This is a genomic window from Sinorhizobium sp. FG01, assembly GCF_002531875.1.
In the GTDB taxonomy this organism is placed as follows: Bacteria; Pseudomonadota; Alphaproteobacteria; order Rhizobiales; family Rhizobiaceae; genus Sinorhizobium; species Sinorhizobium fredii_C.
The window spans coordinates 148,089-170,778 of sequence record NZ_NWTB01000005.1; the positions used below are offsets into that span (position 1 = coordinate 148,089).

At 64.8% G+C, this 22,690-nt stretch carries 23 protein-coding genes and 1 pseudogene; 7 read left to right on the plus strand and 17 right to left on the minus strand.

The annotated features are described in order from the left end of the window. The first annotated feature begins 21 nt into the window (after window positions 1–21). From CO656_RS08855 to CO656_RS08865, 3 genes are read left to right on the plus strand one after another with little or no spacing between them, the layout of a single operon-like run. Complete coding sequence (locus CO656_RS08855) at window positions 22–816, plus strand: helix-turn-helix domain-containing protein (protein WP_037421031.1); 795 nt, start codon at window positions 22–24, stop codon at window positions 814–816. A gap of 52 nt (window positions 817–868) precedes the next feature. Further along, a complete protein-coding gene (gene xseA, locus CO656_RS08860; protein WP_097525479.1) occupies window positions 869–2,452 on the plus strand; it encodes an exodeoxyribonuclease VII large subunit in 1,584 nt (527 codons plus the stop codon). Between the two features lie 10 nt (window positions 2,453–2,462). Continuing rightward, the gene (locus CO656_RS08865; RefSeq protein ID WP_097525480.1) at window positions 2,463–3,053 is read left to right on the plus strand and encodes an NAD(P)H-dependent oxidoreductase; all 591 of its coding nucleotides are present in this window, start codon (window positions 2,463–2,465) and stop codon (window positions 3,051–3,053) included. A 5-nt stretch (window positions 3,054–3,058) separates the two neighbouring features. Here CO656_RS08865 and CO656_RS08870 read toward each other — a convergent pair whose 3' ends face one another. Then, the gene (locus tag CO656_RS08870) at window positions 3,059–3,556 is read right to left on the minus strand and encodes a MarR family transcriptional regulator (protein WP_097525658.1); all 498 of its coding nucleotides are present in this window, start codon (window positions 3,554–3,556) and stop codon (window positions 3,059–3,061) included. A 124-nt stretch (window positions 3,557–3,680) separates the two neighbouring features. Between CO656_RS08870 and CO656_RS08875 the strand changes: the two genes are divergently transcribed. Further along, window positions 3,681–4,556 carry an EamA family transporter gene (locus tag CO656_RS08875; RefSeq protein WP_179864738.1) on the plus strand — a complete coding sequence of 292 codons (876 nt, stop codon included), beginning with the start codon at window positions 3,681–3,683 and terminating at the stop codon, window positions 4,554–4,556. Window positions 4,557–4,701: 145 nt separating this feature from the next. On the opposite strand, the gene CO656_RS08880 is transcribed toward CO656_RS08875, so the two are convergent. Both CO656_RS08880 and CO656_RS08885 read right to left on the minus strand, forming a co-directional pair. Further along, window positions 4,702–5,958, minus strand: coding sequence for an aminopeptidase (locus CO656_RS08880; RefSeq protein WP_097525482.1), 1,257 nt, complete (start codon window positions 5,956–5,958; stop codon window positions 4,702–4,704). An 82-nt stretch (window positions 5,959–6,040) separates the two neighbouring features. Next, window positions 6,041–6,727, minus strand: coding sequence for a glutathione S-transferase family protein (locus CO656_RS08885; RefSeq protein ID WP_097525483.1), 687 nt, complete (start codon window positions 6,725–6,727; stop codon window positions 6,041–6,043). A gap of 84 nt (window positions 6,728–6,811) precedes the next feature. Between CO656_RS08885 and CO656_RS08890 the strand changes: the two genes are divergently transcribed. Next, window positions 6,812–7,252, plus strand: a complete 441-nt coding sequence (locus CO656_RS08890) for a helix-turn-helix domain-containing protein (RefSeq protein ID WP_179864732.1) — start codon at window positions 6,812–6,814, stop codon at window positions 7,250–7,252. Between the two features lie 5 nt (window positions 7,253–7,257). On the opposite strand, the gene ybaK is transcribed toward CO656_RS08890, so the two are convergent. The 4 genes from ybaK to tatA form a co-directional block, all read right to left on the minus strand. Further along, on the minus strand, window positions 7,258–7,731 hold the full coding sequence (ybaK, locus tag CO656_RS08895) for a Cys-tRNA(Pro) deacylase (protein ID WP_097525484.1): 474 nt from the start codon (window positions 7,729–7,731) through the stop codon (window positions 7,258–7,260). A gap of 5 nt (window positions 7,732–7,736) precedes the next feature. Then, entirely contained in the window at window positions 7,737–8,087 is a 351-nt protein-coding gene (locus tag CO656_RS08900; protein WP_037421007.1) for an ArsC family reductase, read from the minus strand. A 79-nt stretch (window positions 8,088–8,166) separates the two neighbouring features. Beyond that, the gene (locus CO656_RS08905; RefSeq protein WP_097525485.1) at window positions 8,167–8,796 is read right to left on the minus strand and encodes a YitT family protein; all 630 of its coding nucleotides are present in this window, start codon (window positions 8,794–8,796) and stop codon (window positions 8,167–8,169) included. A gap of 13 nt (window positions 8,797–8,809) precedes the next feature. Continuing rightward, a complete protein-coding gene (gene tatA / locus CO656_RS08910; RefSeq protein WP_097525659.1) occupies window positions 8,810–9,979 on the minus strand; it encodes a tyrosine aminotransferase in 1,170 nt (389 codons plus the stop codon). 204 nt (window positions 9,980–10,183) lie between these two features. On the opposite strand from tatA, the gene CO656_RS08915 reads away from it, so the two are divergent. Next, window positions 10,184–10,654, plus strand: coding sequence for an Lrp/AsnC family transcriptional regulator (locus CO656_RS08915; protein WP_037421085.1), 471 nt, complete (start codon window positions 10,184–10,186; stop codon window positions 10,652–10,654). A 42-nt stretch (window positions 10,655–10,696) separates the two neighbouring features. Here CO656_RS08915 and CO656_RS08920 read toward each other — a convergent pair whose 3' ends face one another. From CO656_RS08920 to CO656_RS08940, 5 genes and pseudogenes are all read right to left on the minus strand, one after another. Next, window positions 10,697–11,758 (minus strand): succinylglutamate desuccinylase/aspartoacylase family protein, encoded by a 1,062-nt coding sequence (locus tag CO656_RS08920; protein ID WP_097525660.1) that lies wholly within the window; start codon window positions 11,756–11,758, stop codon window positions 10,697–10,699. Between the two features lie 85 nt (window positions 11,759–11,843). Further along, a pseudogene (locus tag CO656_RS08925) lies at window positions 11,844–12,094 on the minus strand (hypothetical protein); the annotation flags it as partial. 227 nt (window positions 12,095–12,321) lie between these two features. Next, window positions 12,322–13,884 carry a glutamine-hydrolyzing GMP synthase gene (gene guaA / locus CO656_RS08930; protein WP_037420999.1) on the minus strand — a complete coding sequence of 521 codons (1,563 nt, stop codon included), beginning with the start codon at window positions 13,882–13,884 and terminating at the stop codon, window positions 12,322–12,324. Between the two features lie 106 nt (window positions 13,885–13,990). Next, window positions 13,991–14,629, minus strand: coding sequence for a 5'-methylthioadenosine/S-adenosylhomocysteine nucleosidase (locus CO656_RS08935; protein WP_097525486.1), 639 nt, complete (start codon window positions 14,627–14,629; stop codon window positions 13,991–13,993). Beyond that, complete coding sequence (locus CO656_RS08940) at window positions 14,626–15,012, minus strand: PaaI family thioesterase (RefSeq protein WP_234819746.1); 387 nt, start codon at window positions 15,010–15,012, stop codon at window positions 14,626–14,628. Before CO656_RS08940 ends, CO656_RS08935 begins: the two co-directional genes overlap by 4 nt. Window positions 15,013–15,232: 220 nt before the next feature. On the opposite strand from CO656_RS08940, the gene CO656_RS08945 reads away from it, so the two are divergent. Continuing rightward, the gene (locus CO656_RS08945; RefSeq protein WP_037421078.1) at window positions 15,233–15,787 is read left to right on the plus strand and encodes a GNAT family N-acetyltransferase; all 555 of its coding nucleotides are present in this window, start codon (window positions 15,233–15,235) and stop codon (window positions 15,785–15,787) included. Between the two features lie 12 nt (window positions 15,788–15,799). Here the strand turns inward: CO656_RS08945 and CO656_RS08950 are convergent, their stop codons facing one another. The 5 genes from CO656_RS08950 to CO656_RS08975 form a co-directional block, all read right to left on the minus strand. Continuing rightward, window positions 15,800–16,888, minus strand: coding sequence for a DUF1513 domain-containing protein (locus CO656_RS08950; RefSeq protein WP_097525487.1), 1,089 nt, complete (start codon window positions 16,886–16,888; stop codon window positions 15,800–15,802). Between the two features lie 236 nt (window positions 16,889–17,124). Next, window positions 17,125–18,114 (minus strand): magnesium transporter CorA family protein, encoded by a 990-nt coding sequence (locus CO656_RS08960; RefSeq protein WP_037420990.1) that lies wholly within the window; start codon window positions 18,112–18,114, stop codon window positions 17,125–17,127. A gap of 307 nt (window positions 18,115–18,421) precedes the next feature. Further along, the gene (locus tag CO656_RS08965; protein ID WP_097525488.1) at window positions 18,422–19,546 is read right to left on the minus strand and encodes an imelysin family protein; all 1,125 of its coding nucleotides are present in this window, start codon (window positions 19,544–19,546) and stop codon (window positions 18,422–18,424) included. Beyond that, window positions 19,546–21,300, minus strand: a complete 1,755-nt coding sequence (locus CO656_RS08970; protein WP_097525489.1) for a di-heme oxidoredictase family protein — start codon at window positions 21,298–21,300, stop codon at window positions 19,546–19,548. Before CO656_RS08970 ends, CO656_RS08965 begins: the two co-directional genes overlap by 1 nt. A gap of 44 nt (window positions 21,301–21,344) precedes the next feature. Then, window positions 21,345–22,625 carry an imelysin family protein gene (locus CO656_RS08975; RefSeq protein WP_097525490.1) on the minus strand — a complete coding sequence of 427 codons (1,281 nt, stop codon included), beginning with the start codon at window positions 22,623–22,625 and terminating at the stop codon, window positions 21,345–21,347. Window positions 22,626–22,690 lie beyond the last annotated feature (65 nt).

Here is a 22,690-nt window from a genome sequence, read left to right on the forward strand (position 1 = left end):
CCGCGCAACGAGGAGGGCGCCATGGGATTCGGCAGTCAGTTGAAGGAATGGCGTGGTCACCGCCGCATGAGCCAGCTGGATCTTGCGACCGCGGCGGGTATTTCCACCCGGCATCTTTCCTTTCTCGAAACCGGGCGTTCGCGGCCGACCGAGGGCATGATCCTCCGGCTTGCGTCGGTGCTCGATATTCCGGCGCGCGACCAAGGCTCGCTCTTTTCCGCGGCCGGCTATCGGCCGCGCATGGCGACGCGTCCGGCCTCCGGCCTGGACGCGATGCCGGCCGCCATCGCCGGCGCGATCCGTTTGATGCTGGACCGGCACGACCCTTATCCGGGCCTCGTCCTCGATCATCAGTACAGCGTACTAATGGCCAATCCGGCCTTTGCAGCGCTTGCCGCGGTCGCCGATGCGCCGTTCGGGCCGGGGGAGAATTTCCTCGACGCCTTCCTGGGCGCCGAGAGCGTCCGTACCCTCGTCGTGAATTGGGAGGCGGCAGCCGCGGACCTTGTCCAGCGGGTTCGGACGGAGGCCTGGCTGCAGGGGCCGCGCAGTCCGCTGCAGCGCCGGCTCGACCGGCTCACTGCCGATCCGGCGGTCGTCAAGGCGCTCGACAGCTATCCCGCGACGGATCGTTTGCCCGTGCTGCCGATCGAACTGCGTGTCGGCGATACGGAACTGCGCTTCATCACGACGCTGTCGACCTTCGGTTCGACCCAGGATGCGCTGGTGGAGGGCGTGCTGATCGAATCCTTCTTCCCGGCGGACGACGCGACGCGACGCTTTTTCGAGAAGGTCACCTCGCCGGAAAAACAGTAGAAAGGCGCCACGGAGTGCTGATCTTCGTCGCCCGGTCGGCTACAAAGGGCTCATGACGTCGTTCTTCGAATCCGATTCTTCATCCAACGTCGCCGAATATTCGGTGTCGGAACTGTCCGGCTCGATCAAGCGCACGCTCGAGCAGGCCTTCGAGCATGTGCGGGTGCGCGGGGAGATTTCCGGCTATCGCGGGCCGCATTCCTCCGGCCACGCCTATTTCGCGCTGAAGGACGATCGCGCCCGGATGGAGGCGGTGATCTGGAAGGGCACCTTCGCGCGGCTGAAATTCCGGCCGGAGGAGGGGATGGAAGTGATCGCGACCGGCCGGGTCACGACCTTCCCCGGCTCGTCGAAATACCAGATCGTCATCGACTCGCTAGAACCCGCCGGTGCCGGCGCGCTCATGGCGATGATCGAGGAGCGCAAGCGCAAGCTCGCGGCAGAGGGACTGTTCGATGCGGCAAGGAAGCGGCCGCTGCCCTTCATGCCAAAGGTGATCGGCGTCGTCACCTCGCCGACAGGCGCCGTCATCCGCGACATCCTGCACCGGATTGCCGATCGCTTCCCGGTCCATGTCGTCGTCTGGCCGGTGCGCGTCCAGGGTGACGGGGCGTGCGACGAGATCGAGGCGGCGATCCGCGGCTTCAACGCGCTCGAGATTGGCGGCGCCATTCCGCGACCGGACGTGCTGATCGTCGCGCGCGGCGGCGGCAGCCTCGAGGATCTCTGGTGCTTCAACGACGAGGCGGTGGTGCGCGCGGCGGCGGCCTCCGCCATTCCGCTGATCTCAGCCGTCGGTCACGAAACCGATTGGACGCTGATCGACTACGCGGCCGACCAGCGGGCGCCGACGCCGACCGGTGCGGCCGAGATGGCGGTTCCGGTGAAGGCAGATCTCGAGGCGCAGACCGCCAATCTTTCGGCTCGCCTGCAGGCGGCCGCCACACGGCAGATGGATCACCGCCGCCACGCGCTGCGGGCGGTCGCCCGGGCGCTGCCGTCGCTCGATCAGTTGCTCGCCCTGCCAAGGAGACGCTTCGACGAGGCGGCCGCCGGGCTTGGCCGCGGTCTGCAGATGAACACCGCCAACAAGCGCCGCAGCTTCGAGCGCATCGCGGCCCATTTGCGACCCGAACTCCTGACGACGAAGATCCGCGAGCAACGCCGGCATCTTCTGGAGGCAATGAACAAGGCCGAGCGCTGCGTGGAGCGCCAGCTCGACCGTCGGCAGGCGCGCGTTTCCGCCGCCGATGCGTCGCTTCGTGCGCTGCCGTCGCGGCTCGTCAGCCAGATCCACCGCGCGTCGGACCGTGTCTCGGGCTTGAGCGCGCGCGCCGATGGAGCCATGGCCGCGGAAATGCGCCGGCTGAAGGGCGCGCTCGCGGCGCAGGACCGGGTGCTGCAATCGCTGTCCTATCGCAACGTCCTGCAGCGCGGTTTTGCATTGGTGCGTGATGCGGCGGGCGAACCGGTGAAGCAGGCGGCGGCAGTGACGGAGGGCATGACGCTGTCGCTCGAATTCGCCGACGGCCGGGTCTCGGCCGTAGCGGGCGAGGGCGGCTCGCCGGCGGCGCCGGCGCCGAAGAAACGATCGGCCCGGACGGCCGAGCCGACAAAGCAGGGCAGCCTGTTCTGAGAGGGGGGCGATGCGAATTCTGATGGTGCTCGCCCACCCGCTCGAGGACAGCTTTGCGGCGAGCGTCGCGCGCGCCGCCAAGGAGACCCTGGAAAGCCGCGGCAACACCGTCGATCTGCTCGATCTCTATCGCGAAGGTTTCGATCCGTGCCTGAGCGCTGCCGAGCGCGCCAGCTATTTCTCCCAGCGATATGATGCCTCCGAAGTTGCCGGCTGGATCGGGCGGCTGCAGGCGGCCGACGGGCTGATGCTCGTCTTTCCACAATGGTGGTTCAATTTTCCGGCGATCCTGAAAGGCTTCTTCGACCGGGTCTTCGCTCCAGGTGTCGCCTTCGACCATGATCTAGCGGGCGGATGCATCATCCCGCGGCTCACCAACATTAAGCTCTTTTGCGCTCTGACGACCACCGGCTCGCCCTGGTGGGTCGTCCATCTCTATATGGGCAACCCGGTTCGCCGCCTGCTGAAGCGCGGCATCGCCGCCTTCTGCAGCAAGGATGTCAGGTTCCGCATGGTCAGCCTTCACGATATGGATCGGGCGACTGAGGCGAAGCGCAAGCGCCATATCGAGCGCGTCCGCGCCCTGATGAGCCGGATCTGATCAGCTCATTCGAAGGTCGCGAGGAATTTCCGGAGCAGCGCGTCGAGCGCCTCCCGTTCCTCGGGCTCAAGGCCCGCGATCAGGCGCTGCTGGTTGGCGACGTGCGCCGCCGCCGCTGCATCGATGCGCTTCAAGCCGTTCGGCGTCAACGCGATGATCACGCCGCGTCGGTCTTCGGGATTGTCCAGGCGCTCGACGAGGCCTGCTCTTTCGAGTTGGTCGATGCGGTTGGTCATGGTGCCGGAGGTCACCATTGTTGCCGCAAGCAGTTCGCCGGGCGAAAGTTGAAACGGCGGACCGGAACGGCGGAGCGTCGCCAGCACGTCGAAGCTTGCCGAAGTGAGATCGTATTCGGCAAAGACTGCCTCCTGCTCCCGGGCGATATGGGCCCTGAGCCTCCCCAAGCGTCCGAGGAGACCCATGGCGGCGACGTCCAGTTCCGGCCGCTCCCGGCGCCACTGGGCCAGGATCCGATCCACGTGGTCCTTGTCGCTGTGTTTCATATGCACCCCCGGCATGACAGGCGGAGCCGCTCCGCGCCTTCACCATGGCACTACTAAGTGGGTGTCTTGACGTCAAGATAAACTCCGCTACAGTTATCTTGATGTCAAGTTACTTTAGGCAAAGATAATGAAGCAGAACCTCGACCTTGCCTTTACCGCCATAGCCCCGGCGATCTGGGGAAGCACCTATCTGGTTACCACCGAATTTCTGCCGGCCGGCTACCCGCTGACGGTGGCTATGCTGAGAGCGCTGCCGGCCGGCCTGCTGTTGCTGCTCGTCGTTCGGCAGATACCGAAGGGCATCTGGTGGCCGCGCAGCTTTCTGCTCGGCGCGCTGAACTTCTCGTTCTTCTGGGCGATGCTGTTCGTCTCGGCCTACCGCCTTCCGGGCGGCGTCGCCGCGACCGTCGGTGCCATCCAGCCGCTGATCGTCGTCATGCTGTCGCGTGTCGTGCTTGGTTCGCCGGTCAAGGCGCTGAGCGTCATTGCCGGCATCGCCGGCATTGCCGGGGTGGCGCTGCTGGTGCTGACGCCCGGGGCTGCACTCGATCCGCTGGGCGTCGCGGCCGGTCTTGCCGGCGCGGTCTCCATGGCCTTCGGGACGGTGCTGAGCCGGCATTGGGCGCCGCCGGTCTCGCCGCTGACCTTCACCGCCTGGCAACTGGCGGCCGGCGGGCTTCTCCTCGTGCCCGTGGCATTGTTCTTCGAACCCTCGCTGCCACCGCTCACCGCCTCCCATTTGATGGGATTCGCCTATCTCGGCCTGATCGGCGCCGCCTTCACCTATCTTCTATGGTTCCGCGGATTGTCACGACTGGAGCCGTCCCAGGTCTCGCCGCTCGGCTTCCTGAGCCCCGTGGTGGCGATCCTGCTTGGCTGGGGCGTGCTTGGGCAGCAGGTGACGGCGGTGCAAGCGATCGGGATCGCCGTCGTGTTCGCCAGTGTATGGATGAGTCAGCAGGCGCAGATGGCGCGGCGTGCCGAGTCCCTTAGGACATAGCAATCGAATTATGCAGGGGCATCGCCGCGCTCAAATCCATCCTTCGATGGCTGGACATGTGAGCTGAGGCACCCGGCTACACCCCCCTCTGCACGGCAGGGCAGAGGGGGGTGTAGCCGGGTGCCAGCGCAAGACTTACATAGACTCAAGCCCACTCGCCCTGGCGCATGACGGGCACGCGGCCGCCATCGGCGCGCACGCCTTCGATGTCGACCTTGCCGGAGCCGATCATCCAGTCGATATGGATCAGGCTCGAATTGCCGCCTTGGGCGCGGATCTGTTCCTCGCTGAGGCTGGCGCCGCCGAGGAAGCACTTCGAGTAGCACTGGCCGAGCGCGATGTGGCAGGAGGCGTTCTCGTCGAAGAGCGTGTTGTAGAAGAGGATGCCGGAAGCCGAGATCGGCGAGGAATGCGGCACCAGCGCCACTTCGCCGAGCCGGCGGGCGCCGTCATCGGTGTCGAGCACCTTCTTCAGCACTTCCTCGCCCCGGGATGCCTTGGCCTCGACGATGCGGCCGCCCTCGAAGCGGACCTGGATGTTGTCGATCAGCGTGCCCTGATGCGACAGAGGCTTTGTGCTCGACACATGCCCCTCGACGCGCAAGGCATGCGGCGTCGTGAAGACCTCCTCGGTCGGAATGTTCGGGTTGCAGGTGATGCCGTTCTTCGCGCTGGAAGCGCCGCCGTGCCATTCGTGGCCGTCGGCGAGGCCGACCGTCAGGTCGGTGCCTGGGCCGGTGAAATGCAGCGCGGAGAAGCGCTCCTCGTTCAGCCAGGCCGAACGCCGGCGGAGATTGGCGTTGTGCTCCGCCCAGGCGGCGATCGGGTCGTCGGCGTCGACGCGGGAGGCGGCGAAGATGGCGCTTGCCAGCTTCTCGACGGCGATCGCCTCCGGATCGTCCGGAAACACCTGCTTCGCCCAGGAGGGATTCGGATAGGAGACGATATTCCAGTTGATGTCGAAATTGGAAATCTTTTCGAGCGCCGGCTTGTAGGCGATCGAGTTCGCCCTGTTGGCGCGGGCGACCTTTTGCGGGTCCTCGGACGCAAGCAGCATCGGATTGTCGCCGGCGATCGCCAGACGCGCCGCGCCGCCGGCAAAGGCCTTCGCCATGCCCTCGTAGAGCCAGTCGCTGGCCCGGTCGAAGCTCTCGTCCGGCGCATGGGCGTAGCGGGCGAGCGTCGCCTCCTCGTCGGCATAAAAGGTCGTTACCAGCCCGGCGCCGGCCATATAGGCATGCCTGGTGATGAGACGCACCAGCGGCAGCGCGGCGATCGGCGCGGTCATCACCAGGTCCTGCCCGCGCTGCAATTGCAGGCCGACCTTGATGGCGACCTCGGCAAGCTTGTCGAGCTTGGCAGGGTCGACGGGATTTCTGGCCGACTGGAGGGGGGCGTTCATGGCAGCTCCTTCTCGGATGTTATGCGGATACGCCCGTTTTAGACCGCTTCCCGCAAAAACAGAAGGGTCCGTGTTTCACCAATCAGGCGGCGATCCTTGCCGTTTTCAGCAATGCCGCGTCGTGCTTCTCGAGGAACGCCATCAGCCGCTCGGCGTAATCGGCGGTCACTGCCGCCCTGACGCTCGGCCGCTCGGCCAGTGCCTTGCGCCAGGCGCCGACGCGCGGCAGACCATCGAAGATGCCATGCTCCGCAACCAAGTCGAACAGGTCGAAATAGCGGAAAATCGGCGCGAAGACGGCATCGACAAGGCTGAAATCGGCGCCCGCGAAATAGGGGCCGTGGCCGAGCTCCGCTTCGACCGTCTCGAACTTGGCCTTGAGGGCATTGCCCTTTGCGCCGAGCGTGTCGGCGTCCTGCGTGGTCTCGTAGACCCAGAGATCGGAAAGGATGGAGGAGCCGAACTCCATCCAGCCGCGGTGCCGTGCCCTCGCCAGAGGATCTGCCAGGTGGAGTTTCGCGCCCGGCTGAGTTTCTTCGAGATATTCGCAGATGACCGTGCTTTCGAAGAGGACCGCCCCGCCCCTGTCTTGCGGAATGCGCAGCAGAGGCACTTTGCCGAGCGGCGAGATCTTCAGGAACCAATCTGGCTTGTTCGCGAGGTCGATATAGACGCGCTCGAACGGCACGCCTTTTTCGGCAAGCGCAATCGCGGCGCGCTGCACATAGGGGCAGAGATGATGGCTGATCAGGGTCAGTGACGCGGTCATGGGAGCCTCCGCTGGTGAGAGAAGTATATGCAGTTGCATATATCTCGACTTGCCAACTGCGTCAAGATAGATGTAATTGCATGTATGAAAGGAATAGCCGGGCCGACATCAGCGACCACCGACGCATGGATAGGGCTCATGCGGGCGCAGCAGCGCGTTCTTGCGGCCATCGAAAAGGAGTTTAAGGCGGCAGGGCTCCCTCCGCTTTCCTGGTACGACGTGCTTTGGGAACTGGTGAAGGTCGAAGCAGGCAGACTACGCCCATTCGAGATCGAGGCCCGGACGCTGCTTGCCCAATATAATCTTTCCCGTCTGATCGATCGGCTGGAAAAGGAAGGATTGGTGCGCCGCGAATCCTATGACGAGGATGCGCGCGGTTGCTGGGTCACCGTCACCGAAGCGGGGAGGGCGATGCGGGCTCGCATGTGGGAGACCTATTCGCAGTCGATCGAGACGCATGTCGGCACGAAGCTCAGTGAGCCGGAGGCCAAGGCGCTCGCCGCGCTGCTTTCAAGACTCTCCTGACCTCGTCAGGCGATCAGCGGAGCGCCGATCGCCTTGAGCACCGCCTGCGCGTCCTTGGGCGCAAGCCGCACCTGCAGCCCGCGCTGGCCGCCGTTGATATAGACCAGCGCCTCGCCGAATGCCGCTTCCTCGATCGCCGTCGGCACGAGCTTCTTCTGGCCGAAGGGGCTGATGCCGCCGACATGGTAGCCGGTGAACCGCTCGGCGTCGGCCGGTTTCATCATGTTCGCCGACTTGCCGCCGAAGGCGGCGGCGAGCTTTTTCATGCTGACTTCCCGGTCGGAGGGCACGATGCAGCAGACCGGCTTGCCGTCCACCTCCGCCATCAGCGTCTTCAACACGCGCGACGGCTCCTCGCCGAGCGCCTCCGCCGCCTGCAGCCCGACGCGCTCGGCGCCCGGATCGTACTCGTAGCTGTGCACCGTGAAGGAGACGCCGGCCATAGTGAGCGTCTGAGTGGCGCGGGTCGTTTTGGACATCGCTCTTATGCGCCGAATTCCGCTTCGTAGAGCTCGGCCTTGAAGCCGACGACGAGCTTGCCGTCGGCTTCCAGCACCGGCCGCTTGATCATCGACGGCTGCTTGAGCATCAGCGCGATCGCCTTTTCGGCGGTGAGATCCTGCCTCTCCGCCTCAGGCAAATTGCGAAAGGTCATGCCCTGGCGATTGAGAACCGTTTCCCAGCCGAGCTCCGCGCACCAGCGCTCGAGGTGAGCGCGGTCGATGCCCTCGGCCTTGTAGTCGTGGAACCGGTAGGTCGTGCCGCGGCCGTCGAGCCAGCCGCGCGCCTTCTTCATCGTGTCGCAGTTCTTGATGCCGTAGATCGTGACCGTCATTGCTCGAACCTTCTTCCGCCGCATTCGGGATCACACATAGCCGCGCGCGGCGGCGGAGAAAAGTCCGGAAGCGGCGATCTCAGGTCACGCCGACATAGCGCCCGGGCCTGTGATTGATCGCCAGCATCATATTGACGACGGTTGCACCGAGGACCGACAGCATCAGATTGGCGGGCGGCAGCACGAAATAAGCGGCGGCCAGGATCGCGAGGTCGACCGCCAGCTGGAAGTAGCCGGCCCGGATGCCGCTCTTTTCCTGCAGGTAGATCGCCAGGATGTTGATGCCGCCGAGGCCGGTTCGATGGCGGAAGAGCACCAGCAGCCCCATCCCCATCAGCCCGCCGCCGACGACCGCCGCATAGATCGGGTCGAGCCGGGCGAACTCGATCCATTGCGTCGTAAGCCTGGAGAAGAGCGAGACGAGGCTGACCGCGAGGAAAGTCCGCAGCATGAAAAACCAGCCGAGACGTTTCACCGCCAGGATGTAGAAGGGCAGGTTGACGAGCGAGAACACCAGCCAAAAGCTGGTGCCGGTCGCATATTGCAGGAGCAGCGCCAGCCCGGCAGTGCTGCCGGTCAAGAGCACCGCCTTGCTGTAGATCACCACCCCAAGGGAGACGATGAGCGTGCCGGTCAGGATGGCGAGCACGTCCTCGTATAGTTTGTGGCGTTCGACCGGGGCGTCGACCGCTTCGCTGTCGGCTGTCATTCCGGCGATCCGATCAGAGGCTGGTGAATTTCTGGATGACACCGGCGACCTCCGCCGTCTTCAGCCCGGCAATATTGATGCGCCCCGAGCCCGGCATGTAGATGCCGTGCTCGGTCCTGAGCCGCATCACCTCCGCTTCGGTGAGCGGCAGCATCGAGAACATCCCTTCCTGGCCGGCGATCGCGCCCAAGCTCTGCCAGCGGCTCCTGAGGCCTTCCGCGAGCATTCTGCGGATACCGGTCATGCGCAGCCGCATGCCTTCCAATTCCTCGGCCCAGTCGCGGGCAAGTTCGGGATCGGCAAGAATCGTGCGGACGACCGCCGCGCCGTGGTCCGGCGGCATGGAATAGCTGGTGCGGGCAAGGCCGGCGAGATTGGAACGCACCGTATCGGCGGACGAGGACGAGGGGGTGATGGCGAAGATCGCGCCGGTGCGCTCGCGATAGAGTCCGAAGGACTTCGAGCAGGAAACCGCGACGAGCGCTTCCGGAACGACGGTCAAGAGGTGCCTGAGCCCGGCCACGTCCTGTTCAAGGCCGCGCCCAAAACCCTGATAGGCGAGATCGACGAGCGGCAGCAGGCCGCGCTCGGCAACGAGCGCCGCGATCTCCATCCATTGGGGTTCGGTCACGACGCCGCCTGTCGGGTTGTGGCAGCTCGCATGCAAGAGCACCGCGTCGCCGGCGGCAGCACCTTCGAGCGTGCTGACGAGATTGTCGAAGGTCACCGATTGCGCCGGAATATCGAAGAAGTCGTAGGTGGCGATCTCGAGGCCTGCTGCCTTGAAGATCGGCGCGTGGTTCGGCCAGCTCGGCAGGCCGAGCCAGATCTTCCGGCCGCCCATGCGGTAGATCAGGTCAGCCGCAAGCCGCAACGCGCCGGAGCCGCCGGGCGTCTGCACGCCGGCCACATGGCTGCGCTCGACCGTCTCGCCGCCGACGAGGGCCCAGAGGTGGTCGAGGAACACCAGATCTCCCTCGGGGCCGACATAAGCTTTCGTCTCCTGCGTCTCGAGCAGCCGCCTTTCCGCCGCCTTGACGGCGCGGAAGATCGGCGTGCGGCCGGTCTCGTCGCGATAGACGCCGACGCCAAGATCCACCTTACCGGGGCGTTCGTCCTTGCGGAACAGGCCGATCAGGGCCAGCAACGGATCGTCGGGTTGGCGGGCGAGGGCGTCGAACATGCTGGAGATCCTTGGAGCTGTGACCGGTCGATAGTCGTCTTGGGTTTGTTCAAAGGCAAGCCGCATCAGGGCTTTGACGGATCCTCTGTAAGATAAGCATGGCGCAAAATCGACGACATATTTGTCTGATTTCGCTAATGCTGGCGCGTGCTTTTGCGGTATACTGGGCATCAACTGCATCCCATTTGCGAAAACTCGGGAATGATGGAAATCGAACGAACGGAGCTGGATGCGACCGACCGGCGGATCATCAGGCTGCTGATCGAAGATGCGTCGCAGAGCAACAACGAACTCGCCGCCAAGGTGGGGCTGTCGCCGGCGCCGCTGTCGCGGCGGCTGGCGCGTCTCTACGCGACCGGCGTCATCCGCCAGACGGTCGTCGTCGACCCGAAGGCACTCGGCATCGGCTTCCACGCCTTTGTCGAGGTGACGCTGGAACGGACCGCCAGCAAGGTCGGGCAGCGCTTCATCGAGCTGGTGTCACGCATTCCGGAGGTGGTCGAGTGCCATACGGTCGCCGGCGATTTCGATTTCCTGCTGAAGATAGCGGTGCGCGATGTTGCGGATTACAAGCGCCTGCTCTGGAGCGAGTTCGAGCAGATCGCCGAAATCAAGACGCTGCGCTCGACGATCCTGCTCGACAGCCCGAAGCTGCAGGGTGGTTCGACGCCTTAGGAGCGGCCGGATCGTCAGGCTGAGGAAATGCCTGCGTGTGGGTCACGCCTCCAGCGTCCCCGGCCTGCGCCGAGCCCGCGACGGCCCGGGGCAGGCAATCTTCATCAGGTCAGATCGGCAGCGGGCGAAGCGGGTGGAGACGCGGGTGACGATCAAGCCGTCCTGCGGCGCCCGAACCTCGATCGCTCCATCAGCCACGCCGGGCCTGGCGAGGATCGTCGCCAGCAGGTCCCCGGCTTTGACCTGTTCGCCGGGGTCCCGGTGAAAGAGGATCGCCCCGGCTGCTGGCGCGCGAATCATCTCGATATTGTCGAGCGGCGCCACCACGCCGCCAAAGCTCGGGCGAGGATCGTCGTCCGCCGCGACGCCGCCGCGTCCGGCGAGAAACCGATAGACGCCCTCGGCATCCTTGCCGGCCAGGTCAGGATAGACATCGCGCGTGCCGCGCAGTTCCACGGTCACCGAAAGCCGGCCGGGCAGCGAGGTCTTCCTTTCGCCGGCGCTCCCGTATTTCCAGGCATAGGCAACGGCCTCCTCGAAGGCGGAGCTTTCCCCGTCGGAGAGGAGCACCGCCCGCATGTCGAGTGCGGCGGCGAGGTCCGCGGCCTCCGGCCAGAAGGCCTCGTCGATATAGGCGTATTGCAGTCCTTCGTCGTCGCAATGGAGGTCGAGCACTAGGTCGCAGCCGAGTGCCATGTGCAGCAGATGTCGCTTCAGCCGGTCGACCGCCGAATACTGTTCGAGATTCTCGATGAGGCCGCCGCGATCGCCAAGCCGGATCAGCGGAAAGTCGCGGTTGAAATTGGCGCGGGTGCCGAGATCGAAGCGGCCCTGCAGCTCGCCGAAATGCGCTTGCGCAGCGCCGATCGGGTTTGCCTGGGGAAGGACGGTGATGTCGCCGAGGATCATGCCTTCCCTCTCGGCCTGGCGCAGTCGGTCCAGGAGAAAATGAAGCAGTGCCGTGCCCGGCAGTTCGTTGGCGTGGAGGGCGGCCTGAATATAGCTCCGCGGTGCCCCGGCTCTGGTTCCAGTGAACCGGAACACCGGCAGACGCCACTCGACGCCCGGCGTATCACCGGCGATGATGATCTCGGAAACTTCCACTTTGCCGTCCTCAATGGTTCGGGCCATACCCGCGCAAGTCGTTATTTGCATGAGCCTCGCCATGCAAGCCGATTGACTGGCCGGATCAATCCTGATCGACCGTGGGCAGGTCGAGCGCGGAGCGCAGCACTCCCTTTCCCCGCTCATAGAGCATCGCATAGCGTGCCGGCTTCAACAGGTCGGCACGCGGCGTAAATCCCGCGACGACCTTGTTGAAGGGGATTGCGCCGCAGCCTGGCGCAAGGCATCGAATTTGCCTTTGGGACACTGGCTGAACTTGCGGAGGCGCCCGAGATAACGGTTGCTTCCCGGTTCGAACAGGAAGCCATCGACTTTCCATGTCCATCCTTGCCTTGGCATGGTGCTCCCATCGCTGAAGTTTGATGGTGCAAGTAGCCTATATCGGAGTTGCTCTGAAGCAACCGCCGCACCGCCTTATCCTCAGCGAACATTCCTGGTGTTGTCGATTTGAGGACGTGAACATCAGCGCCATGCATCTGAAGAGACGGATGGCGCTGCAGACCCCACAAAACCTTTGCTGGGCGAAGCTGGAGGACTGAGCCTCACTCCCACTCGATCGTGCCCGGCGGCTTCGAGGTCACATCGTAGACGACGCGGTTGATGCCGCGCACCTCGTTGATGATGCGGGTCGCGGCGCGGCCCAAGAATTCCATGTCGTAGTGGTAGAAGTCGGCGGTCATGCCGTCGACCGAGGTGACGGCGCGCAGCGCGCAGACGAATTCGTAGGTGCGCCCGTCGCCCATGACGCCGACCGTCTGCACCGGCAGCAGCACGGCGAAGGCCTGCCAGATGGCATCGTAAAGGCCCGCCTTGCGGATCTCGTCGAGATAGATTGCGTCCGCCTCGCGCAGGATTTCGAGCTTTTCGCGGGTGATGCCGCCCGGGCAGCGGATGGCAAGGCCGGGGCCGGGGAAGGGATGGCGGCCGATGAAGCTGTCGGGCAGTCCGAGTTCGCGGCCGAGCACGCGCACCTCGTCCTTGAAGAGTTCGCGCAGCGGCTCGACGAGCTGCATGTTCATGCGCTCCGGCAGGCCGCCGACATTGTGGTGCGACTTGATCGTCACCGATGGGCCGCCGGTGAAGGAAACGCTTTCGATCACGTCAGGATAAAGCGTGCCCTGGGCGAGGAAATCGGCGCCGCCGAGCTTCTTCGCCTCTTCCTCGAAGACCTCGATGAACAGCCGCCCGATGATCTTGCGCTTGGTTTCCGGATCGCTGACGCCCGTAAGTTCGCCGATGAAGCGGTCGGAGGCATCGATATGGAGGAGGTGCAGGTTGTAATGCTCTTGGAACATGGCGACGACGTTGGCCGCCTCGTCCTTGCGCATCAGACCGTGGTCGACGAGGATGCAGGTGAGCTGGTCGCCGACCGCCTCATGGATGAGGAGGGCCGCAACGGAGGAATCGACGCCGCCCGAAAGCGCGCAGATCACCTTCTTGTCGCCGACCTGCTCACGGATCGCCTCGACCGCCTTGGCGCGATAGGCCGACATCGTCCAGTCGCCCTTGATGCCGGCGATCTTGTGGACGAAGTTGGAGATGAGCTTGGCGCCGTCGGGCGTATGCACCACTTCCGGATGGAATTGCACGGCGTAATATTTGCGCTTCTCGTCGGCGATGAAGGCGAAGGGGGCGTTGGACGAGGTCGCCACCACCTCGAAGCCCTCGGGCAGTGCTGTCACCCGGTCGCCATGCGACATCCATACCTGGTGGCGCGAGCCGAGCGACCAGAGTCCGTCAAAGAGGGCGCAATCCTTCTCGACTTCGAGGAAGGCGCGGCCGAATTCGCGGTGATGGCCGCTTTCCACCTTGCCGCCGAGCTGGGCGCACATGGTCTGCTGGCCGTAGCAGATGCCGAAGACCGGCAGGCCGCTTTCGAAGATCACCGACGGCGCGCGCGGCGAGCCGATCTCGAGCGTCGAGGCCGGGCTGCCGGACAGGATCACCGCCTTCGGGTTCAGGCGCCTGAAGCCCTCTTCGGCCGACTGGAACGGCACGATTTCGCAATAGACGCCGGCCTCGCGTACGCGCCGGGCGATGAGCTGCGTCACCTGGCTGCCGAAATCGACGATCAGGACGGTGTCGGGATGGGCTGTCTGGGTCATGGCGGGCCTTCAGGCAAGCTTGAACATGGCGAGCCTTTAATGAAAGGCCGCCCTTGGCGCAACGATTTCATTGCACCCCGACAATTTAGGACCTGCTGCAGAACCGTCAGAGCCGGATTTGGCCCGTGTCGAGCGCCTTTTCCAGCCGGTCCACCGCGTCTGCCAGCTTCTCGTCGATGACGTGCAGATATTCCGTCCAGTCGTCGACATGCTTCAGCTCCGCCTTGCCGTCCGATATGCCGCGCAGCCCTATCAGCGGCACGTCGAAGGCCTGGCAGGCGCGCAGGACGGCATAGGTCTCCATCTCGACCATGTCGGCGTCGATCTCGTCATAGGCCTTGCCGGAGACGATACCGGCGCCGGTCGAAAGCCGCGCCTCCTTCACGCCCGGGACCCGATGCGGCAGCTTGACGACGGCGGGCAGATCGAGAAAGGGCGTCGCGCCCTTCTCGAAGCCGAGCGGCGAGGCGTCCATGTCGCGATAGCCGACCGAGGCCGCCTGGTAGATTTCCGTCTGTTCGAGCGTGGCGGCACCGGCGGAGCCGAGCGAGACGACGAGATCCGGCAGCCTGCCTGCGGCCTTGAGCTCGCAAAGCGCCTTGGTCAGGCCGACGGCCGCTTCGACCGGGCCGACGCCGGTCATCAGCGGCCTGATCCGGTGCTTGAGGCAGGGGCCGTATTCCAGGTCGACGGCCATCACGTAGAGGATGTTCTTGCCGGCGACCGGCTTCAACTCGAAACTCATCCCTCGATCCCCTCGCGGCCGCGCACCACCATCATCGTTCCGGTCATCGAGGCGATGAGCTTTGCCGGTCCGTCGGATCGGACGGCATAGGCCTTGCCGTCCGAGACAATGATCGTCGTGCCGGGCTTCGTCACCTCGCCGCGGAAGAGAAAACGCTCGCCGCGGCCGGGCGAAAGGAGATTGACCTTGAACTCGATGGTCAGCAGCGATGCGTCGGGATCGATGAGCGAATAGCCCGCATAGGTGCCGGCGGCATCGAGCGCTGCCGAGATCACCCCGGCATGCAGCAGCCCGTGCTGCTGCGTCAGCTTGAGATCGAACGGCAATTCGATCTCCACCGTGCCCTGCTCGACGCGGGTAAGTTCCGCGCCGATCGTGCGCATGGCGGCCTGGCGGTCGAAACTCTCCCGGATGCGGGCGCGGAAATCGTGCGGCTCGCTGTCGTGCCTCAATTCAAAAAGCCCCTTGCTGAAACGGACCGGGATGCCCGATCGCGCCGACAGTTGCATGCGTCGCGACCGAGGACAAGCGCAATCGTCCGCACGGCGCGAACCCGGTGCCGACGGACTTTCGGGACGCAGGCCGCATCCATATATCATCCTGATGAGGAACTTCAGGCGCATAGAGATCCGCCCTGCCGTACCGGACGACGTGATGATGATCGCGTCGGTGCTGGTGAGCACCTGGCGCGCGACCTTCCGCGGGATCATTTCCGATGCCTATCTCGACGCCATGAAGGTCGAGGACCAGGCGATCGGCCATGCGCGGCGAATGCGAATACCGGGCGCCTTCCTCCTGGTCGCCGTCGATCTCTCGGAAGATCGAGTGGTCGGTTTTGCGAATTACGGTCGGGCGCGGTCCATGCCGCCGGCCTTCGACCGGGAACTCTACGAGCTTTATCTTCTGCCGGAGTTCCATGGCGCGGGCATTGGTGCGGCGCTGGTGCGCACGGTCGCGGCCCACTGCCGGGAGCTGCAGGCCTCGTCGCTCTTCGCCTGGGTGCTGAAGGGCAATCCGAACCGGGCCTTCTACGAGCGGCTCGGCGCGCGGGCGGTGGGAGAGGGCCGGGTCAGCGTCGGCCGCGAGAGCCTCGAGCAGATCGCCTATCGCTGGGATGACCTGGTCAAGCTTTCCGGTGCGGGAAATGTCGCGACCTGATTTAGAAGCGTCCTAATCCTTGCCGAGCCCGACGATGTGCTGGTCCCAGGCGACGGCACTCTTCTGACCCTTGAACCGGCCATCATAAGACGAGACGGCGAAGCCGGGTCTCGCAGCGGCAACGCCCGCCGCATCCACGACCCGTTCCTCCTTCAAGACCGCGCCCGTTTTCGCATCGAGCGTCACGGCGACATTGCCCTTCGGCGACGTGAGCGCGACAAGGTCCTCGCGGCGGTTGATGGCAATGGCGCCGACATAATTGGCGAGGGCGGCGGTCGTGCGCTCGGGGAGTGGGATAAAACTCAGCTCCTCCCCCTTTTTGAAATGCCCGACCAGCGGCGGCAGGTCGTCGCGCGCGCCCTCGTACTGGCAGGCAAACCAGATCCTGCCGTCGGCGCCGATGTCGACGTGGCGGGTGGAAAGCTGCTTGAGCTCCGGCGGCAGGCCGTGTTTCTCGATGAGCGCGCCGGTCGCCGTATCGACCAGGGCGAGGCTCGGTTCCATGTGATCGAGATTGAGCTTGGTGCGGCCGAAATCCGGATGGGTCTCGATCCCGCCATTGGCGATTGCGAGCGTCCGGCCGTCGGCGGTCAGCATCATGTCGTGCGGACCGATGCCATAGGTGGGGAATTCGCCTGTGCGGATGAAGCCGCGCGTCCCGTCGTAAACGCCGATCATGCCGCGATTGGCGGAGAAATCGTTCTCCGTGGCGTAGAGCAGCCGCCCGTCGGCGGAGAAGCAGCCGTGGCCGAAGAAGTGGCGGCCTTCGGCGGCGGAGATGACGACCGGCTCGGCGGTGCCGTCGGTCGCGAGGATCATGGCATAGGTTCCGGGCCGGCGCGCAAAGGCGACGGCGCGGCGGGTCGCCGGCGAGAAGGCCATGCCATGCGCCCGCGCCGGCAGTAGCGTCCGTTCGACGATCTCTCCCTCCTCCGTCAGCGTCGCCACGCCATAGCTGCCGTCCGGCGCCATGAAGGCCGAGGCGAAGACGGCATCCGCCCGCTCGAGCGCGAAGGCCCCGCTTGGGGCGAGCGTCGCCATCCAGGCAACGCCGGCCATTTTGGCGAAGCTGCGTCGATCGATGAGGGTTTTGGTGCTCATGCGTTTTTCCGCGTGGCCGACGACAGTGAACGTCTCTCGGCGGAGAGGCGATCCTGCAGCGCAACCCCTCCCCAACCCCTCCCCACAAGGGGGAGGGATTTACAATGCCGCGACCGATTCGGCCGCTTAGAGCGGATCCGCGAGTTCGGATGTCGCAGATGGCGCTCGGCGGGCCGCGGCGGGCAAGCCCCTCCCCCTTGTGGGGAGGGGTTGGGGAGGGGTCTCGACTGCGTCATCTACAACCAGCCCCTGCGCTTGAAATAGAGATACGGCAACAGCGCGGACATGACCATCAGCACCAGTGCATAGGGATAACCCAAGTGCCAGTGCAGTTCCGGTATCGCGTCGAAGTTCATGCCATAGACCGAGGCGACCAGTGTCGGCGGCAGGAACACGACGGAGGCGACCGAGAAGATCTTGATGATCTGGTTCTGCTCAAGATTGATCAGCCCCAGCGTCGCGTCGAGCAGGAAGTTGATCTTGTTCGACAGGAACAGCGCGTGGTCGCCGAGCGAGGCGGCGTCGCGCTGGATCAGCTTGATCCGCTGCCGACTCTCCTTGGCGGCCTTGCGTGCCGCGCTCCCTTCCACCGCGACGTGATAGGCGACGAGCCTGCCGATGCTGACAAGGCTTTCGCGGATGGTCGTCAGCAGGTCGCCCTTCTGGCCGATCTGCTCGATCAGCGACTGCAGGTCGCGCGTCTTCTTGGTGGCGCTGGCATGCGACTTGCGGAAGACCTCGCGAGAAATCGCGTCGACCTCGTTGCCGGCCCGCTCCAGCGCGTCGGCAATCCGGTCGATCATCGCCTCGAGCAGACCCAGCATGACCAGTTCGCCCGTCTCGCAGACGGCACCATTCGGCTTCTGGATGCGCGTTGCATAGAGCTGGAACGGCTTCGGGTCGGCGTGGCGCACCGAGACGAGCGTCGCGCCCTTCAGCACGAAGGTCACCGGCACCTTGGCGGGGTAGTCGCTGTCGAGCTTGGCGGTTGCGGTCATGGTCATGAATTCCGCGCCGTCCTCCTGGTAGAGCCGGTCGGACAGCTCGATTTCCTGCATCTCGTCGCGGGTCGGAATGGCGATGCCGAGATGCTCCTCGACGAAACGCGTCTCATCTGCGGAGGGGTTGAAGAGGTCGAACCAGGTCACCGGCTCCTGGAAGGCAGGACCGGCGGCACGATCGACGAGCACGAGATGGCCGTTCTGGCTTGTGTAGATGCGCAGCATTCTGGGCTCCATGGGCGAGGTCATCGGACCGCCCGGAGCCCTGATCAATCAGGTCCGCACGGCCGCAAGGAAGACTCGACTTCGACTGTCGGGGTTCATCTTGGGTTAGTCCTTCGTGGGTGAAGCATGCCCGCGAGACGGGCATGGAATGCGCTTTGCTCCCATATTCGCGGCTTGTCAACCGGAGGCTTTTTCACGCTACTGCATGTTTCCTTGAAGCGTAGCCCATTCAAGGACAAAAACATGCAGTAATTGAAAGCGCTACCGCGTCCTTTGTGCGTCTGAAAGGACGCACGGCGCTGTAGTGTCAATCGCCGTCCGCGAAGGAAAACCCGGCCCCAAGCCCGATCGCGCCGCCGAAGTCGCGGTTCAGCCGGTCGAGGAGGTCGGCCGTGTTGAGAGTGATGAAGTCGAGCCGGGAACGCTGTTTCTGATCGGCAAGCACCGCGTCGAGCGGGCCGTCGACGCGTTCGGTCATGCCGATCAATGCTTTGAAAAGGAAATTTACCGACCCGGCGATAGAGCGGCTGTCGGCGGGAAGCAGGCTCTCCATTCCCGCAGCATTGAACAGCGTCTGCAGGCCGCTGAGGTTGCCGGCGATCGACCTCATCGTATTGCCCGATCGCCAGTAGATGGCGAGCTTGGGGCGGCCCTCGTCAGCCTTGCCGTCGATCGCGCCGGCATAGAAGGGGCGCAGCCGCTGGTCCTTGATCATTTCGACGCTGTGCACGAGAACGCCGAGCAGTTCGGTTGCCGCTTCCCTGTTGTCGCGGAAGAGGGGATTGTCAGCGCTCGGCGACTTCCAGGCGGACTGGAGGCCCTCGGGCTTCTCCCAGGCGGCGAGCAACTCGTCGGCAATCGTCGTCAGGTTCTGCGCGATCGTCGTTCCGTAAAGGCAGCGAAAGTCACCTTCCGCGCCGGTCAGCGTCTCGGCTCCCGTGCCGTAGAGAACATATTCAAGCGCGCCGAGGCCCTGCACGGCGACGCTTTTCGTTTTCAGGCTTTCCGCCTGCGTCGCGCTCTCGTCGCGCTTGGCGAGAATAGCCTGTACCTGTTTCAGGCCGGTGCTCTTGCGATCCGGATAGAACAGGAAGCGCTCGAACCTGTTCTGTTCGAGGGCCGGTCCGAGGCGGATGATCTCGATCGTCGACCATCTTTGCACGACATCCGAAAAGGCCGCTCGCGTTTCCTCAAGTGCAGCGTCAGACGGCGTCGCACAAAGCGCGGCGCTTTTCTCGCCAAGTTCGCCCGTCGCCCGCCTCAGGTCGCGATAGCCGGGAATGATGAAGCCATCGACCGCCTTCGCCATCACGCCCGGCAGGGCGGCTTCGTCGAGAACGCGCGGCAAAAGCGCGTTGCCCTCCTGGGCCGCCGCGGGTGCGATCGCTGCAAGAAGCAGCAAGCCGAGGATCAGGGGAAGGCGCAGGCGCATCAGAGCGACTCCAGAAAGGAAAGCAGGGCGTTTCGGTCGTCCTTCGACATGGCGGCGAAGGCATCGCGGGCCTTTTCCGCCTCGCCGCCGTGCCAGAGGATGGCCTCGGTGAAATTCCGGGCACGCCCGTCATGCAGCAGGAACGTGTGGCCGCTGACGGTCTTCGTCAAGCCCAGCCCCCAAAGCGGCGGCGTGCGCCATTCGCGTCCGCTGGCAATTCCGACCTGCTGGCCGTCGGCGAGCCCGTCGCCCATGTCGTGCAGCAGGAAGTCGGAATAGGGCCAGATCAGCTGGAAGGCCAGCTCCTTGTGAGGCGCATCGCGCCGGGTCACGTATTTCGGCGTGTGGCAGACCGGACAGCCCGCTTCATAGAAAAGCCGTTTGCCCTCTAGCGTTTGCGGAAAGCTCGCCTTGCGCCGGGCCGGCACCGCGAGATTGGCGGAATAGAAGGTGACGAGGCCGAGCACCGGGTCGGGGGCCTCGACCGGACCGAGCCGCGCCTGGACACCGATCGGAAGCGTCAGGCAAGCGCCCTGCGCCTTGGTGCAGTCGCCATGGCCGCTGTCGAAGGCCGGCGTGGAAATGCCGATATCGACCGCAAAGGCGTCTGCTGCCTGTTGGCGAATGGTCGGATTCTGAGCCTTCCAGCCGAAGCGGCCGAGCGCGATCGTGCCACTGTCCCGATCCCGGGCGATTGCCGCCCGTCCGCTGACGCCGTCACCGTCCCGGTCGTCCGGGTCGGCTTTCGCAAGAATGTCTGCCTCGTGGATCATCTCGATGAGGCCGAGCCCGATCATCGCCGGGGCGACGCGCGGCGACAGGGTCGTCATCGGGTCCATCGGGCCATAGCCGAGATCGGTGACTCTGTAATGCGGCTTTCGGAGATGGACGATCTCGCCATCCGCAAGCGGCACCGCTTCTTCCCGGTAGCTGACCTTGAGACGGCCTTCGGCGGCAAGCCCGGGCACGGCGCTGTCCTGCAGCTGGGCGCCATAGACGGGGTCCGGGAAATTCAGTGCCTGGTGGTCAGCGATGAAGCGCCGTTCGGCTTCGTCGCGCGGCGGACGGGCGAGACGGTAGACCGTCGATGTCGAATCCACCCCCTCCGGCGGGCGGCCCCGCCCATCGCGCGGATGGCAGCTTTCGCAGGCGCGGGCGTTATAGAGAGGGCCGAGTCCATCGGAGGCTTGGGTCGAGGAGGGGGCGGAGACCCAGAGCTTTTCGAACAGCGCCTTGCCGAGCTTGAAATTCTCTTCGTCTTCGAAGGGTAGGTTGGCCGAGAACTGCTGGAAGACCCTCTGGTCGATTGGCGCGATCGTCGTTGTGGCGCCCGCCGACATCGCCTCGAACTGTTCGGCCTTGGAAAAGTCCTGGGTGGGCCGGGTGACGGTTTCGACGCGTTCGAGATCCTGTCCGGAAAGGTCGTCGCGGGCCGGGAGGCACCCCCCTCTGCCCTGCCGGGCATCTCCCCCACAAGGGGGGAGATCGGTAAGCGCCGATGTTCCGCTCAACGAATTAGGCTGCGCGTGTTCGGTTGAATTCGACAGGTTCAGTATTTGCGCGTTGATGGGGCAGGGCTTTGCTTCCGGCCAATCTCCCCCCTTGTGGGGGAGATGCCCGGCAGGGCAGAGGGGGGTATCACCCTTCATTCCGGCGGCAGCGCCGAGGCCATCGCCTGTAGCCCAAGCCGCGGCGGCAACGCCGATAAGCGCGGCGAGCGGCAGCGCGAGGAAGCGGGCGGTCAGGACTTTCATCGGGCAAGAGCCGGGCCGCTGTCGGAACGGCCCGCCTTTTCAGCTTATTGGAAAACCGCGTTAGGATTATCCAGGCTATCCGAACCTTCAAGCTCGATCGTGCCGAGGTCGAGCGCCGCGATGACCCGTTCGACGGTCTTGGCCTGGGCAATCACCCCGTCGATCGCGGCCTGGACGGTAGCGTTACCTTCCGCATTGTTTTCGCCGATCATCTGGTCGTAGGCCTCGACGGTCTCGGCCCGCTTTGCCATCGCCTGCATCTTCTCGACCGTCGTCGCGAGATTGGCCGTCATCTCCTTGTCGAGCGCGGCGTCCTTGGCGGCGACGAGCTTGGAAAGCGACGGGCCGGTGAGCTTCGTGCCGTCGATCCGGGTGTATTCGCCCGTATAGGCGGACTGGATGCCGATCGCGTCATGCAGGTGCGAATTGTGGGTGTTGTCCGAGAAGCAATCATGTTCCTCTTCCGGATCGTGCAGCAGCAGGCCGAGCTTCATGCGCTCGCCCGCAAGTTCGCCATAGGAGAGCGAGCCCATGCCGGTGAGGATCGCCGCGAGGCCGGCCTCGGGTTCGGCTTCCACCGCCTTGGCCGCGGCACCTTCCGGTGCCCAGTTGGCGACCATTTCCTTGAGATCGGAGACGAGCAGGTCGGTCGCCGCCTTCAGGTAGGCAGCGCGGCGGTCGCAATTGCCGTTGGTGCAGGCCTTGGTGTCGAAATCGGTATAGGCGCGCTTGCCAGCGCCCGGGCCGGTGCCGTTCAGGTCCTGGCCCCAGAGCAGGAATTCGATGGCGTGGTAGCCGGTCGCGACATTCGCCTCGATGCCGCCGGCTTCCTGCAGGGTGCCGGCCAGGAATTCCGGCGTGATGTTCGTCGCGTCGACGTCCTTGCCGTCGATCTTGATCGTCTTGTTGGCGATGACATTGGCGGTGAACAGCGCGTTCTCGTCGCTCTCAGTGCCGTAGCTCGGGTCGACATAGTCGATCAGGCCCTCGTCGAGCGGCCAGGCGTTCACCTTGCCTTCCCATTCATCGACAATCGCATTGCCGAAGCGGTAGACCTCTGTCTCCTGGTAGGGGTTGCGCGCCCTGAGCCAGGCCTCGCGCGCCGCCTTCAGCGTCTCCTCGTTGGGGCTGACGATCAGCGCATCGACGGCCTTGTCGAGGGCTTCGGCGGTCGTCAGCGCGTCCTCGTATTTGGCATGCGCGATCGCCGCATAATGCTTTACGACGGCGGCTGCGTCGGTCGCGGCGCTGGCCGGCTGCAGGGCCAGCACGGACGTGGCCGTCATAAGTGCCAGCGCGGCGGCGCGGGTGAAATTCTTGGTCATGACCCTCTCCTTCGCTTCTTGCAGACCGGCCGAGCAAAGCGGCTCGAGGCCGGTAAAGCGCTCAT

Coding starts and splice junctions, on each gene's coding strand:
- CO656_RS08890 (WP_179864732.1), top strand. CDS start 6,812: ATGAAAGGAATAGCCGGGCCGACATCAGCGACCACCGACGCATGGATA.
- CO656_RS08905 (WP_097525485.1), bottom strand. CDS start 8,796: ATGACAGCCGACAGCGAAGCGGTCGACGCCCCGGTCGAACGCCACAAA.
- CO656_RS08865 (WP_097525480.1), top strand. CDS start 2,463: ATGCGAATTCTGATGGTGCTCGCCCACCCGCTCGAGGACAGCTTTGCG.
- CO656_RS08975 (WP_097525490.1), bottom strand. CDS start 22,625: ATGACCAAGAATTTCACCCGCGCCGCCGCGCTGGCACTTATGACGGCC.
- CO656_RS08960 (WP_037420990.1), bottom strand. CDS start 18,114: ATGCTGCGCATCTACACAAGCCAGAACGGCCATCTCGTGCTCGTCGAT.
- CO656_RS08945 (WP_037421078.1), top strand. CDS start 15,233: ATGAGGAACTTCAGGCGCATAGAGATCCGCCCTGCCGTACCGGACGAC.
- CO656_RS08950 (WP_097525487.1), bottom strand. CDS start 16,888: ATGAGCACCAAAACCCTCATCGATCGACGCAGCTTCGCCAAAATGGCC.
- CO656_RS08935 (WP_097525486.1), bottom strand. CDS start 14,629: ATGAGTTTCGAGTTGAAGCCGGTCGCCGGCAAGAACATCCTCTACGTG.
- CO656_RS08855 (WP_037421031.1), top strand. CDS start 22: ATGGGATTCGGCAGTCAGTTGAAGGAATGGCGTGGTCACCGCCGCATG.
- ybaK (WP_097525484.1), bottom strand. CDS start 7,731: ATGTCCAAAACGACCCGCGCCACTCAGACGCTCACTATGGCCGGCGTC.
- CO656_RS08880 (WP_097525482.1), bottom strand. CDS start 5,958: ATGAACGCCCCCCTCCAGTCGGCCAGAAATCCCGTCGACCCTGCCAAG.
- CO656_RS08900 (WP_037421007.1), bottom strand. CDS start 8,087: ATGACGGTCACGATCTACGGCATCAAGAACTGCGACACGATGAAGAAG.
- tatA (WP_097525659.1), bottom strand. CDS start 9,979: ATGTTCGACGCCCTCGCCCGCCAACCCGACGATCCGTTGCTGGCCCTG.
- CO656_RS08870 (WP_097525658.1), bottom strand. CDS start 3,556: ATGAAACACAGCGACAAGGACCACGTGGATCGGATCCTGGCCCAGTGG.
- CO656_RS08885 (WP_097525483.1), bottom strand. CDS start 6,727: ATGACCGCGTCACTGACCCTGATCAGCCATCATCTCTGCCCCTATGTG.
- guaA (WP_037420999.1), bottom strand. CDS start 13,884: ATGACCCAGACAGCCCATCCCGACACCGTCCTGATCGTCGATTTCGGC.
- CO656_RS08940 (WP_234819746.1), bottom strand. CDS start 15,012: ATGCGCACGATCGGCGCGGAACTTACCCGCGTCGAGCAGGGCACGGTG.
- CO656_RS08915 (WP_037421085.1), top strand. CDS start 10,184: ATGGAAATCGAACGAACGGAGCTGGATGCGACCGACCGGCGGATCATC.
- CO656_RS08970 (WP_097525489.1), bottom strand. CDS start 21,300: ATGAAAGTCCTGACCGCCCGCTTCCTCGCGCTGCCGCTCGCCGCGCTT.
- CO656_RS08965 (WP_097525488.1), bottom strand. CDS start 19,546: ATGCGCCTGCGCCTTCCCCTGATCCTCGGCTTGCTGCTTCTTGCAGCG.
- xseA (WP_097525479.1), top strand. CDS start 869: ATGACGTCGTTCTTCGAATCCGATTCTTCATCCAACGTCGCCGAATAT.